We start from the raw sequence: 13,515 nt of genomic DNA on the forward strand, positions 1-13,515 counted from the left end.
ATTCAATGCGCGGCTTTTTCGGCCGGGCTACCGTTGCCCGGCCGAAAAAGCCTCACGCCATCGGCGTCGCCAGGCTGAGCGAGTTGATGGGGGTATGCATTTCCGCCGGCAAAACGGACAGCTGCAAGCTTCCCGCTCCCTGCCCCATGCTGGCCATCTGCTGGGTCAGCTGGTTCATCGCCCGATCCATTGCATAGGCCTGGTCGGCGACACAGATGGATGTATTGGCAAGGTTTGATCCTTGGACAGAGACTTTCAGTCGCGCGTCGGCTGTCTCGATGCCGTAGTTGAAGACACCCGTCTCATCCCGCATCGCTGTCAAAATGATGCTGTCGGCGTTGTCCCCCGCGAAATCAAAGGAAAGGCCATGGTTGCCGAACGCACGTGCCGCGCTGTCGGTCACATCGACAGTGCCATGACTACCGGAATCGAGGCGGAAGATCGCGTCGGCAGTGCCCAGCTCCACTTGCTTGGCGCCGCCTCCGGTTATGTCGGCGATCTCGATCCATCCCGAGCTTTGGGAAGCCGCCGATATGCGATCGCTTCCCTCGCCGAGCTCAACCCTGACCTGCGCGTCACCGGCAATATTCACGATATCGTCGCCGGCTCCGGCAATGACGCGCACATCGCGCAGGGGTGGCGCTCCGATATCGCCTGAACCAATGACGATGATGTCATTGCCATCGCCGCCCAAGATCCGCATAGAGCTCGCGAGAGAGACGATCGTGTCGTTACCCTTGCCGGCATCGAGCTCGGCAAGCTCGAGCGAGACAATCTCCGCCGTCGTTCCCTCGCCGGGGGTCGCAACGGCATCGGCGGACAGGCTCACATAGTCATCCTGGTCACTCAATCTGACAATTTCCACGCCTTTCAGCGTGGCTTCCGACACATGCGCGCCCGACACGGGATCCAGGTGCGCGACCTGCGTTCCGGCGGCTGAAGTCGTCAGAGCAATGGATCCCCAACGAACATCGACAAGGTTGAGCGCATCTTCGCCAGCGCCGAGATCAATCGCGCCACTGACGGCCGAAATGTTCAGCACGTCATCGGAGCTGGAGCCTTGAATGCTTTCGATACCGCGGGCTCTGACGTTGAAATTGTTCACGCTACCCGTGGAAACCAAGTATAGGCGATCACTATCGCCAGCTTGATCATCAATATCGCAATCGACACCCGCGATAACACAGTACGTGTCATTGCTATCGCCGACCGATGTGACGCGGCTGTTGGCGGCCCTTACGAGAATTTCGTTGTCGCCGTCCAGATTGAGAGTTACCGAAGGTCCCTGCTCAACCTTTTCACGGCGGACATCTTCATATCGTTCGTCGACCCACTTTTCGCTGCCCCACCACAGAAAGTCGTTGGTCCATTTCCAGACCTGCTTCGTCTTCCATTCGCCCTGAATGGCTTGCTGTTCCGGGAGGGTATCCCCGGCGGGCAGGTTACTGTCGATGACGAGGACGCGATCAACCTGACCGTCCCTGACAGCGCCGGCACGTGTCACATTGATCGCGTTGCCGCGCTCGACTGCGAAGTCGTCTCTATGCCCATCCTTTTTATAGACGCCCATCGCCGTCCCAAATAGCTGACGGTCGTCGCCGAACCAGTTGAACTGCTCCCGATCATAGAAAATACTTATAAGTTCATTCACTTGCGACGCAGACACAATCGACTGCAAGCTCTTCGCATAATCCGAACTGTCTTGCATGAGATTGTTCGTACGCTCGCCATAAGCCCCCCAATACCATTCGGTATCCATCTTGGCGCGCATTTCATTATTCAATGCGGGTGTATAGATGGCGCTGGTCCAGTTGACCAAGGGCGTCGCGTCGAGCGCTGCGATGGTGTGAAGCTTTTTCAGCACTTCCCATTCATGCATCAGCCCGCGCGCCTCGAAGTCAGCCATATGCTCAACGAGTTCGAGCGCCCGGCCGATTCCGCCGAAATCGGGAATAAGCAGCGTCAGGAGCGCGGCAGGCGGACACAGCACCGCCGCCACGCCGGCAAAGGCGCTGGCCGCGATCTGGACGCCGGAATTGGCGACCGCCCATTTAGCGGCCGTCGAATTGGGATTTTGTTCGAGGTTCTTGATAGCCCCGACAAGGCCGACTGTGCCGGCGGCCACACCGAAGACGCTGGCCCCGACACCCAACGCGCTGCCCGCGCCCGCCAATTTGCTGGCGGTTGTACCGGACTTGGCAGCCGCCGCGATACTGGTCAGTTCGCTCGCGGTCTGCGTCGCGGTCGACACCATGCCGAGGCTGCTTTGGACAATCACGCGGACGTCGCCGTCGCTTGTTGCGACACGCGCCACATCGTTGGCGATCCCCGTAAGGCCCGCGATCATCGAGAGAGCGGACTTGCCGGCCGTCACGGCGCGGGGGCTGCTCGTGCGGGTCTGCGCAGCGCGAATGTCAGCATCGAGCGCCGTCAGATTGGCGATCGTGTCGCCGAGGGGCATTGCGCCCTGCGCGGCGGTGGGACGCGATCCGCGAATGACGTCCAGGTTCATCCCGGCCTTGGCCGTTTTGGCCATGTCCTGCAGATTTGACTTGAGCGGGGTGAGCAAGCCCTCCCCTTGGGCAAATGACCGCAATGCATCGACAGTGACGCCACCGACGACCTGGAGGAGAGCGCCACTTTGTCTGCTGATCTCGAAGCCTGCGCGCAGCTTGGCATCGGCACTCGCATTCGGGTCATTGAGCACGGCGACGTTACGCTGGATGCCGAGCCCATCGCGCACCCCCAGAACGATGCGCAATGTGCTCAAGGCGCTGGCGGATTGCTGATTCAGCAATGACTTCTTCTGGCTCAAGCCGGACTTGTCGAGCAGGGCCGCGCCCAGCCGCCCCTTAAGGGCCTCGGGCGAAAACTGGTCACGCACGGCACCCGAACTGCTGCCGCTCTTGTAGCGCGTCGCGAGGGTCGCCTCGCTCGTCTCCTGCCAGAGCTCCCGGCGAAGACCTCGCCATGCCGATGCCTTCGCGTCGTCGCTCGTTGCGAAATCCTGGCCGAACGCCTGGCTGAGCGTCGCCTCCATCTTCCCGATGTAAGCACGATAGATCATCGCATCATGCGCCGGATCGCCGATCAGGCGTGGCTGTACAGGCTCAGCGCCATCCACGACGAATTGGCGAGCGGGCAGGTCTTGGCCAAACGCCGCGGGGCGATAGTCGCGATTGGAGAGATCGACCTTGTCGAGTGCGGAACCGACGCTGGCAATCTGCCTGTCGATATCGGTCTTCAGCCAGTTCAGTAGATTGTTGGCGAGGCCCTCGGCGGCGGCAGTCGAGGCAAGGCCTGTGCGGGTCAATCCAGCACCGGATCCCGAAGCTGAAAGGCCGTCAGCATTGCCCGACGGACCCGCGTGCGTCTCTAGCCAAACCGCCAGGGATTCATCTTGGAGTTCCTCGGAGCCTGAGACGGCCGCGATCTCCTGAGATGCGTCTGCGGTGATGTCAGCCACATTTGTAGCGTCAGACAGCTTTTCCCTAATCGTTTCATCCATCGGGCAACAACTCCCGTTATTGTTGAGCAATAGGTCGCAATCACGAACACGCTCAGGGCGCGTCCGCTGCGGAGCGAACTTCTTCGTTTCGCAATTGGCACCCGGACGTCATATCCGGCAGAAATATTGCCAGCTAATGGTGGACGTCAGGAGCCTTCATGTACCCTGATGATAAAGCCATGGTCATGGAAACTGGCGCGGAAAAGCTCGAATTTTCGGCATTATCTCTCGCGACCGGCTTCCGACACAGCTTTCATGATAGGGGACAACAGAAAGTCGATCACCCGGCGCTCGCCCGTCTTGATCTCGACGGTCGTCCGCATGCCGGCCGTCAGCGCGACGTCGCGGCCGTCGACAAGGATGCTGTTCCGGTTGACGCGGACACGCGCGGAGAAGACGAGCCCTAGCCGCTCATCGCTGATCGCATCGCGCGAGACAGAGGCGACGCTTCCGGGGATCGTGCCGTAGCGGGTGAAGGAGAAAGCCTCCAGCTTCACCGTTGCCACCTGCCCCTCCCTGACGAATCCGATGTCACGGTTCAGCACCTGCGCCTCGATCTCGACGTGATCGTCCCTTGGTACGATCACCATCAGCGCCTGCGCCGGCTGGACGACACCGCCAAGCGTATGCACGGCAAGCTGCTGAACGACCCCGTCGACGGGCGTCGTGATGGATTGAAGCTCCTTGCGCTGCTCAGCCTTCGTCAGCTCTTGCGTCAGGTCGGCGACCGTCGCCTGGGCTGCTGTCAGATCCGACAAGAGCTTGCGCTGGATCTCCGCGACGGTCTGCTCGCGCCGACGCGCGATGGCCGCGAGGGCGGCGCCGGCCGCCGCGCGCTGAGCCGCCAGGCCATCGCGGTCGCGTTTCATGGCGACGACCTGCTGACGCAGCTCCAGGACCTGATAGCGGGGCGTCAGCCCCTTTTCCAGCAACGTTTCCCGTGCCTTCAGGCGCTCCTGCAGCAGAGGCAGGCTCTGGTCGAGCTTGGCGATGCCCGCGTCCACCGCCTCCGCCTCCGCGCGCTGGCGATCGAGCTCGCGGTCCAAACCCGCGAGGCGCTCCTGCTGCTCCCGCGCCTCACTGCGGGCAAGCTCCCGCGCGCGCGACACCTCCTCCGGCGTCGCCCCCAATACATCGCCATCCACTGTTGGGAGCTCGACTTTCAGCGCGGCCTGCGGCCGGCCCAGCAAGGCCCTGAGCCGCAGCACGTCGAGCCGCGCGGTGGCCAGCCGGCCCGCGATGCGGCTGCGTTCGGCGCCGCTCGCCGTCGTGTCGAGCTCGATCAGAAGGTCACCAGCGCGCACGATGGATCCATCCTCGACCAGGATGCGGCGCACGACACCGGTCTCGAACGGCTGGATGGTCTTTGAGCGGTCCGAGGGGATCGTCCGTCCTTCCGCCACGGCGACCATATCGATGGAGCTGAGGCAGGCCCAAAGAATGCTCAGGCCAAGAAAGGCGGAGATGGAGACCGCGATCACACGCGCCATCGGCGAGGGGGGCGTCTCCAGGATCTCGAGGGCTTCAGGCAGGAACTCCACCTCGTCGCGCCGGTCGATGGGGCGCTTCTCGCCCCCGCGCAGCCCGAGCCGCCTCATATCAGACGTCCCTGCGCTTGCTGGTAACGCAGCAGGGTCGCGAAACGCCCGCCGCCGGCCGCAAGGTCCACAGGCGTCCCGTCTTCCGTCAGCCTGCCATCCTCGATGGTCAGGATCCTGTCCGCCATCTGCACCGCCGACAGGCGATGGGCGATGATGATCACGGTACGCCCCGCCGCCATCGCCTTCATATTGTCCTGGATGACGCGCTCCGACTCATAGTCGAGGGCGCTGGTGGCCTCATCGAAAATCAGGATCGCCGGCTTCATGACGAGGGCCCGCGCGATCGCCACCCGCTGCCGCTGGCCGCCCGACAGCGACGCGCCACGTTCGGCGAGGATCGTGTCATAGCCATTGGGCAGCTTGACGATGAAGTCATGGGCGCCGGCGAGCCGCGCCGCTTCCACGACGCTCTCGATGGGAAGGCCCGGATCGGCTATGGCGATATTTTCACGCACCGTGCCGGTGAAGAGCATGTTCTCCTGCAGCACGACGCCGAGCTGACGCCTGAGCCACGAGGGATCCATCAGGCTGAGGTCCATGCCATCGATCAGCACCCGCCCGCGTTCAGGCACGTAAAGACGCTGGATAAGCTTCGCGAGCGTGCTCTTGCCCGAGCCGGACGGCCCCACGACACCGACGACCTGGCCTGCGGGGATGTCGATGCTGATGTTGGCGAGGGTTTCCGGCCCGCTCGGATCATAACGGAAGGACACGTACTGAAAGCTGATTTGCCCGGTGATGGCGGGCGTCGCGCTGCCCATGGCGTAGGTCGGCTCGGCGCGTGTATTGAGGATGTCGCCCAGTCGCGCGACGGAGATGCGCACCTGCTGGAAATCCTGCCACATCTGCGCAAGACGCAGCACCGGCCCGTGCACCTGCCCCGCCAGCATATTGAAGGCGACGAGTTCACCGACCGTCATCTCCCGCGCCAGGACCACGCGCGCGCCCGCGTAGAGAATGAGGATCACGGTCAATTTGTTGATCGCGCGGGCGATCTGCCCTGACCAGTTGGCGAGCCTGGCGACCCGAAAGGAGGAGGCCGCATAACCGGCGATCTGGTCCTCCCAGCGGCGTTGCATCAGCTTCTCGATGGCCGTTGCCTTGACGGTCTCGATGCCGCTGACGGTCTCGACGAGGAAGGATTGATTCTCGGCGCCGCGATTGAATTTTTCCTCAAGGCGGCTGCGGAACAGTGGCGTGACGACGAGGGACAGCACGACGTAGAGCGGGACGGAGCCGGCGACGATCAGCGTCAGGAGCGGGCTGTAGACATACATCACCGCGAAAAAGATGCTGGTGAACACGCCATCGATCGCGAGCGTCAGCGCTGATCCCGTCAGGAAGGCGCGGATGTTCTCCAGTTCGCGGACGCGGGCGACTGAGTCCCCCACATGCCGCGCTTGAAAATAAGCGAGCGGCAAAGCTGTCAGATGCCCGAACAGACGCGCTCCGAGCTCGACATCGATACGGTTCGACGTATGGCTGAAGAGATAGGTCCGCAGTCCCCCGAGCAGGATCTCGAACACCGCCATGCCGGTGAGCCCGATCACCAGGACATCGAGCGTCGACAGGCTGTTGTGAACGAGCACCTTGTCGATCACGACCTGGAAGAACAGCGGCGTCAGCAACGCAAAAATCTGGAGGAAGAGGGAGCAGACAAGGACCTCGGTCAGCACGCGCCTGTATTTGCTGACCGCCTGCAGAAACCAGCCCAGCCCGAACTTGCGGTCCGCGATGCCGGCCCGCCCGCGTTTGGCCAGCAGGAGGATATGACCGCTCCAGTGCTCCGCGAAGGCCTCCGCGTCCATCAGCACGTTGCCTTGCCGTTCGGGCTCGTAGACAAGAGCGCGGCCTTCGACATATTTGGCGATGATGAAGTAGCCGCCCTCCCTGGTTTGCGCCACCGCCGGCAAGGGAAGGCGATCGAGCCGCGCAGGGGTCGCCTGGACCCAGCGCGCCTTCAGCCCCAACCGTCGGCTGAGCCTCAGAAGATCCGCTGACTTCAGCTGGTCGCTTGGCAGGCCGAGGCTATGGCGAAGCTGCTCAATGCTGACCGAGATCCCGAGAAAGCGAAGGACCAGCGCGAAGCACATGAGGCCGCTGGTGGCTGGGGAGTTCTGTTCCTCAGGGTGCACATCGGAAAGATGATCAGCCACGCTCTCAATCCCAGCGGATATTCGCGCGGTTATTCCGTGCCGGTCAGAGCGCAGGCTTGGTTAATGACGACCTGAACAAACACAAAACAATCGAACGAATTGAAATCAATGGGATTATTGTAAAGTTCGCGCGCCGGAATTTCTTCGCAGATCGCGCAGCCCGCAGTGTCATGGCGATACGGCGGTGGCCCGCGCGGGCATGGGGGCGGCCAAAGAAGCGCGCGCGGATCCACGTCTCCTCGCCGCTGTGACAAGGGATCGGGGCACATCATGGTTTCAAGGAAGAGGGCGCTCGTCTCGGCGACGCGCCCATCAGTTGCCAAGACCCGCCAGGAGGCGCCAAGCCGGCAACACAACGCCGTCGGGGCCGAGCGTATGCGCCCGACCGTGCAGATCTTGTGAGTTGAACGGCTTGGTCAGCCCTGTTCATGTCGGACGGGATGCACCCCCGTCCGCATGATCGTCAGGCGGCGACGCGTCGGAAAATCAGCGACGCATTGGTGCCGCCGAAGCCGAAGGAGTTCGACAGCGCGACATCGACCGGCATCGTCTTGGCCTTGTGCGGGACGAGATCGATCGGCGTCTCGACGGATGGATTGTCGAGATTGAGCGTCGGCGGAACGACGCCGTCACGGATGGCGAGCATCGAGAAAATCGCCTCGATTGCACCAGCCGCGCCGAGGAGATGACCGACCGCCGATTTTGTCGACGACATGGTCAACCGGCTGGCGGCGTCACCGGCCAGGCGCTCCACGGCCCTGAGTTCGATTTCGTCGCCGAGCGGCGTGGATGTGCCATGGGCGTTGACGTAGTCGACATCCGCCAGCGTCAGGCCGGCTCGTTTCAGTGCCATCTGCATGCAACGGAAGGCGCCGTCGCCATCCTCGGACGGCGAGGTGATGTGATAAGCGTCACCGGACAGCCCGTAGCCGATGACCTCGGCATAGATCTTCGCGCCGCGCGCCTTGGCATGCTCGAACTCTTCAAGCACCACCACGCCCGCGCCTTCTCCCATGACGAAGCCGTCACGGTCCTTGTCATAGGGACGCGATGCCCGTGTAGGTTCGTCGTTGAAGCTGGTCGAGAGGGCGCGGCATGCGGCAAAGCCGGCGAGCGACAAGCGGTTGAGGGGCGATTCCGTGCCACCGGCCACCATCACCTCGGCGTCGCCGAGGGCGATGAGACGCGCGGCGTCCCCGATGGCGTGGGCGCCAGTGGAGCAGGCCGTCACCACCGCGTGGTTCGGGCCCTTGAGGCCGTGCGCGATGGACACATAGCCTGAGGCCAGGTTGATCAGGCGGCCGGGAATGAAGAACGGCGACAAACGTCGCGGGCCCTTCTCGGCGAGGATTATGGAGGCGTCATATATGCCCCCGATGCCGCCGATGCCCGAACCGATCAGCACGCCGGAGGCGTATTGATCGTCCGGGGCCTCGGGATGCCAGTCCGCGTCGTCAAGCGCCTGCTTGGCAGCCGCCATGGCGAAGACGATGAAAGGATCAACCTTGCGCTGATCGCGCGGATCCATCCACTGATCGGGATTGAAGGTACCATCCGCACCGTCGCCGCGCTTGATAGAGCAAGCGATGCGACAGGCAATATCGGATACGTCGAAGGCCTCGATGCGCGATGCACCGTTTTCGCCTGCAACAATCCGCTTCCAGGTCGTCTCGACGCCGCAGCCAAGCGGCGACACCAAGCCAAGACCCGTTACGACCACACGTCTCATGCAATACTCACCGCGATGCCGTTGACGGACCCGACGGCAAGCGCGGATCGGCCGAAAAGCGCCGAAGGACCAGAGCCATCAGGCGGAGGCATTCTTCTCGAGAAACTTGATGGCGTCGCCAACGGTAACGATCGTCTCGGCGGCGTCGTCGGGGATCTCCACGTTGAACTCTTCCTCGAAGGCCATCACGAGTTCGACCGTATCAAGGCTGTCGGCGCCGAGGTCGTCGATGAAATGGGCGCCTTCGACCACTTTCTCCGCGTCCACGCCCAGGTGCTCGACGACAATCTTCTTCACGCGCTCGGCGATATCACTCATCGTTTCGTCCTCGTTCCGCTCGCAAAAGGCTTGTGATCGTCAAGCCTGCGATTTCCAAGACCTGATATTCAAGGCATGCATGAGGCAGGCTTGCGCCAACCCGTACGGCCTTTTGGGTGAGTTCCACGACAGTCGGTCCTGGCCTGGGCAACTTCCCATCCAGCCATCGTCTGGCCAAATGGCAAGAGCGCCCCGCCCCCACCGAACCCCGAACCTCTCAAAGGCTTGTTAACACACTCGCTTTCGTAAGGCGAGAGCTTGAAACAGCCATGCGCGCAGCTGCGCACAACTCGCGCAACCTACTCAAATCATTGCCATTCCGCCGTTAACGTGGAGGGTTTGCCCGGTCACGTAGCCTGCCTCGCGTGATGCCAGATAGACTGCCGCGGCCGCGCAGTCGTCTCCGCTGCCGAGACGGCCCGCCGGAACATTGGCGAGAATTGATTCTCTCTGCTTGTCATTCAGCGCGTCGGTCATCGGCGAGGTGATGAAGCCCGGCGCGATGCAGTTGACGGTAATGCCACGGCTGGCGACTTCCGCGGCCAGCGCCTTGGACATGCCGATGAGGCCCGCCTTCGAGGCGGCATAGTTGCCCTGCCCCGGATTTCCGGTGACACCGACGATCGACGTGATATTGACGATGCGGCCGAACCGGCGGCGCATCATGCCTTTGACGGCAGCGCGGGACAGGCGGAAGGCCGCCGTCAGATTGACGGCGAGCACCGTGTCCCATTCATCGTCCTTCATGCGCATGAAGAGATTGTCGCGGGTGATGCCGGCGTTGTTCACCAGGACATCGAGCCCCCCGAGCTTCTCCTCCGCCGCCGGGATGAGCGCTTCAACCGCGTCCTTGTCGCCGAGATTGACCGGCAGGACATGGACACGCGATCCAAGCTCGCCTGCGAGGGCCTCGAGCGCGTCAAGACGCGTCCCGGATAGGCACACTTCGCCGCCTTGCGTGTGGAGGGCGCGCGCGATTGCGCCGCCGATTCCGCCGGTCGCGCCGGTGACCACAATCTTCATGCCGCTGAGATCGAACATCAGACCTGTTCCTTCCGCTTGCATTCCTGCTGGGCGTGTTGCTATCGGCGCATTCTTGCCTGACGCGTTCTTGCCTGACGCGTTCTTGACCTGGTGTGTTCTGGCCGTTTCAGCCAGCGCGCGCCGCAGCGATCGCCGCGATATCGGCGGGCGTGCCGATCGCTGTCGCCGTGGCGCCCGAAGCGATCCGTTTGGCCAAGCCGGTCAGGACCTTACCGGCGCCAAGCTCATAAAATGAATCAACGCCCGCGCCGGCCATCCAGGCGACGCTTTCACGCCAGCGGACCGTGCCGGTCACCTGTTCGACGAGGCTCGCACGGATGACCTCGGGATCGGAGATCGCAGACGCCGTCACATTGGCGACAAGCGGCACCCGCGGCGCCGAGACAGTCACGGCGGCCAGGGCCTCGCGCATCGCGTCGGCCGCGGGCTGCATCAGCGCGCAATGGAAGGGCGCGGATACGGGGAGGATGATGGCGCGCTTGGCGCCGCGCGCCTGGGCGAGCGCCACCGCACGCTCGACGGCCGCCTTGTGGCCGGAGACGACGACCTGGCCGGGGCCGTTGTCATTGGCCGCAGCGCAGACGTCGCCCTCGGCGGCCTCCGCCGCGATCGCCGCCGCTTCCGGATAGTCAAGGCCAAGGAGCGCCGCCATGGCGCCGACGCCGACGGGAACGGCCTTCTGCATCGCGTCGCCGCGAATACGCAGGAGGCGCGCCGTGTCGGAGATCGACAGGCTGCCGGCGGCCGCGAGCGCCGCATATTCACCGAGCGAATGGCCGGCCACGAAGGCGGCTTCCTTGGAGAGATCGAACCCGGCCTCGGCTTCGAGCACCCTGAGCACCGCCATGCTGACCGCCATGAGCGCGGGCTGGGCATTGGCCGTCAGGGTGAGTTCCTCCGCCGGTCCCTCGAAAGCGAGTTGCGACAGATTCTGCGACAGCGCGTCATCGACTTCCGCGAAGACGGCGCGGGCGGGCGCGAAGGCTTCGGCGAGCGCTTTGCCCATGCCGACGGCCTGGCTGCCCTGCCCCGGGAAGGTAAGTGCGAGCGACATCCTGGCTCCGTGGGCTCTTTTTTCCATAACAGGCCGGCCGTCTCGCATCGCCTCACCAGCCTGTCAAGCGACAGTTTCCCGATGCCGAGGATTTCGCCGGGAATGCGAATGATCTGTCGAGCCTTACAATCATCTGGCCGACGGCCCCCAAGCCACCCGGCCAGCCTCATGCATCAACGGCTATTCCGATGCTCCCACGGCCGGCCTCAGACCGCAAAACGGCAAAACTTGATTTCCAGCGGCCGTCATGGTCCGCCTTGAGCGGGTGAAGAATCCCGGATCGGACGATCTCACGTCGCACGATCTCATGCCACAGCGAGGGAGACCTGCCTTGACCAGCAAGACGAGAATCAACGAGGTCTTCAACCAGGTGCCTCCTCTCGTCGGGGTCAATCTGGTCGCGCTGGACCAGGCCCTGCTTGATGCCATGGCGCATAACGGCGCCGATGCCATCAGCGGGGGATTCCTGTCCTACGGGGAGACCTGGGGCGGCGCCGAGCGGTTCGACATGGCTCGCCTCGCCAACAGGAATCCTCCCCTCCTCCACACCCATGATTCCTGTGGGCGGCGCTCCGACACGGTCGAGTTTCACCCGGCCTATCATTGGCTGATGGAGGCGAGCGTCGAGAACGGCCTGCAGGCTTCGACCTGGGATACGCCGAGCGCATCGAACGGCCTTGCCGACGCCGCGCCTCGCATGCCGCATGTGGAACGCGCCGCTCGTCTGTTCGTGGCGGCCCAGGTCGAAAGCGGCCATGTCTGCCCCATGACGATGACGCACGCCTCCGTCGCGACCCTGCAGGCCGCGCCCGATCGCCTGCGTGACTGGCTGCCGCTGATCCGCTCCCGAACCTATGACGCACGGTTCCTGCCCTTCTGGGAAAAGCGCGGCGTCACGCTCGGCATGGGGATGACCGAGAAGCAGGGAGGCACTGACGTTCGGGCCAATACGACCGTCGCGGTGCAGACAGCCGGCGAAGAATACGCGTTGACCGGCCACAAATGGTTCTTCTCAGCCCCTATGAGCGATGGCTTTCTGGTGCTCGCCAAGGTCGGCAAGGAGCCGACGGCCTTCCTCGTGCCGCGCTTTCGCCCCGACGGCAACGTCAATGCACTTCATTTCCAGCGCCTCAAGGACAAGCTCGGCAATCGCTCGAATGCCTCGGCGGAAGTCGAGTTCAAGGACGCCTTCGCCTGGCGCATCGGCGAGGAGGACAAGGGTATCGGCACGATCCTCAAGATGGTGCAGCTGACGCGCCTCGACTGCGCGGTGGCATCGGCGGGGCTCCTGCGCATGGGAACCGCGCTCGCCCTCCACCACGCCCAGCATCGCTCGGTCTTCCAGCGCAAGCTCGTGGACCAGCCGGCGATGCGGGCGGTGCTGGCGGATCTTGCCCTCGAACAGGAGGCGGCGACCGCGCTCGCCTTGCGGCTGGCGGCCAGCTTCGACCGGGCAGAGAAAGCCCCGCACGAGGCCGCGCGGGCCCGCGTGCTCACTCCGGTTGTGAAATTCGCCTTATGTAAGGCGACGCCAGGTTTTGTGTTCGAGGCCATGGAATGTCTCGGCGGTAACGGCTATATCGAGGACAGTCCGATGCCGCGCCTCTACCGCGAGGCGCCCGTGAATGCGATATGGGAAGGCGCCGGAAATGTGATGGCGCTTGATCTCATGCGCGCAGCCAGCAAGCAGGCCGAGGTCGTCGCCGCCACGCTCGTCACCCTGGGCGAAGAAACGCGGGGACTACCTGGCGCCGCCGAAGCCGCCCGGGATATCGAGGACGCGCTCAAGGATCCGCAAGCGGAGGCGCGGGCGCGCTTTGCGGTGACCCGCCTGGCAGCGCTCGCGGCCACGGCGGCTCTTGCCGGATCGGCCCCCGCGGAGATCGCGGAGGCCTATGCGCGCACCCGGCTCGCCAAGGCGCCCTGGCCCTTGGGTGCCAATGATCTCGGCAGCGTGACCGACCTCTTGATCGGCCGGACGTTGCCGCTGATCTAGTCTGCTTTCAACCGCAGGACCGTGATGGCCCTGCCCATGTGGTATTCGCGATTTCAGTCTGGACAATATCGTGCCGAAAAATCGTAAGACGACTGGAATTCGCAAGCCG

Annotated in this window: 8 protein-coding genes; 1 reads left to right on the forward strand and 7 read right to left on the reverse strand. The window is 63.6% G+C overall.

Annotated features, from left to right (window positions below; all coding sequences use genetic code 11):
* Window positions 1–52: 52 nt before the first annotated feature.
* The 7 genes from KIO74_RS05475 to fabD all read right to left on the reverse strand — a co-directional run bounded on the left by KIO74_RS05475 (window position 53) and on the right by fabD (window position 11,410).
* On the reverse strand, window positions 53–3,508 hold the full coding sequence (locus KIO74_RS05475) for a calcium-binding protein (RefSeq protein WP_213331064.1): 3,456 nt from the start codon (window positions 3,506–3,508) through the stop codon (window positions 53–55).
* Between the two features lie 221 nt (window positions 3,509–3,729).
* Window positions 3,730–5,106 (reverse strand): HlyD family type I secretion periplasmic adaptor subunit, encoded by a 1,377-nt coding sequence (locus KIO74_RS05480; protein ID WP_213331065.1) that lies wholly within the window; start codon window positions 5,104–5,106, stop codon window positions 3,730–3,732.
* On the reverse strand, window positions 5,103–7,265 hold the full coding sequence (locus KIO74_RS05485) for a type I secretion system permease/ATPase (protein WP_291978876.1): 2,163 nt from the start codon (window positions 7,263–7,265) through the stop codon (window positions 5,103–5,105). The genes KIO74_RS05480 and KIO74_RS05485 overlap by 4 nt, the downstream gene beginning before the upstream one ends.
* 463 nt (window positions 7,266–7,728) lie before the next feature.
* On the reverse strand, window positions 7,729–8,994 hold the full coding sequence (fabF, locus tag KIO74_RS05490) for a beta-ketoacyl-ACP synthase II (protein WP_213331066.1): 1,266 nt from the start codon (window positions 8,992–8,994) through the stop codon (window positions 7,729–7,731).
* A 78-nt stretch (window positions 8,995–9,072) separates the two neighbouring features.
* Entirely contained in the window at window positions 9,073–9,312 is a 240-nt protein-coding gene (locus KIO74_RS05495; protein WP_110374045.1) for an acyl carrier protein, read from the reverse strand.
* A 303-nt stretch (window positions 9,313–9,615) separates the two neighbouring features.
* On the reverse strand, window positions 9,616–10,353 hold the full coding sequence (fabG, locus tag KIO74_RS05500) for a 3-oxoacyl-[acyl-carrier-protein] reductase (RefSeq protein WP_213331067.1): 738 nt from the start codon (window positions 10,351–10,353) through the stop codon (window positions 9,616–9,618).
* A gap of 109 nt (window positions 10,354–10,462) precedes the next feature.
* A complete protein-coding gene (gene fabD, locus KIO74_RS05505) occupies window positions 10,463–11,410 on the reverse strand; it encodes an ACP S-malonyltransferase (protein ID WP_213331068.1) in 948 nt (315 codons plus the stop codon).
* A 307-nt stretch (window positions 11,411–11,717) separates the two neighbouring features.
* Between fabD and KIO74_RS05510 the strand changes: the two genes are divergently transcribed.
* A complete protein-coding gene (locus tag KIO74_RS05510; RefSeq protein WP_213334302.1) occupies window positions 11,718–13,406 on the forward strand; it encodes an acyl-CoA dehydrogenase family protein in 1,689 nt (562 codons plus the stop codon).
* The last annotated feature ends 109 nt before the right edge of the window (window positions 13,407–13,515 follow it).

The sequence above is a fragment of the Chelatococcus sp. HY11 genome, from assembly GCF_018398335.1.
In the GTDB taxonomy this organism is placed as follows: Bacteria; Pseudomonadota; Alphaproteobacteria; order Rhizobiales; family Beijerinckiaceae; genus Chelatococcus.

What these genes read in the sequence shown, in the direction of transcription:
- KIO74_RS05495 (WP_110374045.1), bottom strand. Translation starts at nt 9,312, where the DNA reads ATGAGTGATATCGCCGAGCGCGTGAAGAAGATTGTCGTCGAGCACCTG.
- fabD (WP_213331068.1), bottom strand. Translation starts at nt 11,410, where the DNA reads ATGTCGCTCGCACTTACCTTCCCGGGGCAGGGCAGCCAGGCCGTCGGC.
- fabG (WP_213331067.1), bottom strand. Translation starts at nt 10,353, where the DNA reads ATGTTCGATCTCAGCGGCATGAAGATTGTGGTCACCGGCGCGACCGGC.
- KIO74_RS05480 (WP_213331065.1), bottom strand. Translation starts at nt 5,106, where the DNA reads ATGAGGCGGCTCGGGCTGCGCGGGGGCGAGAAGCGCCCCATCGACCGG.
- fabF (WP_213331066.1), bottom strand. Translation starts at nt 8,994, where the DNA reads ATGAGACGTGTGGTCGTAACGGGTCTTGGCTTGGTGTCGCCGCTTGGC.
- KIO74_RS05475 (WP_213331064.1), bottom strand. Translation starts at nt 3,508, where the DNA reads ATGGATGAAACGATTAGGGAAAAGCTGTCTGACGCTACAAATGTGGCT.
- KIO74_RS05510 (WP_213334302.1), top strand. Translation starts at nt 11,718, where the DNA reads ATGCCACAGCGAGGGAGACCTGCCTTGACCAGCAAGACGAGAATCAAC.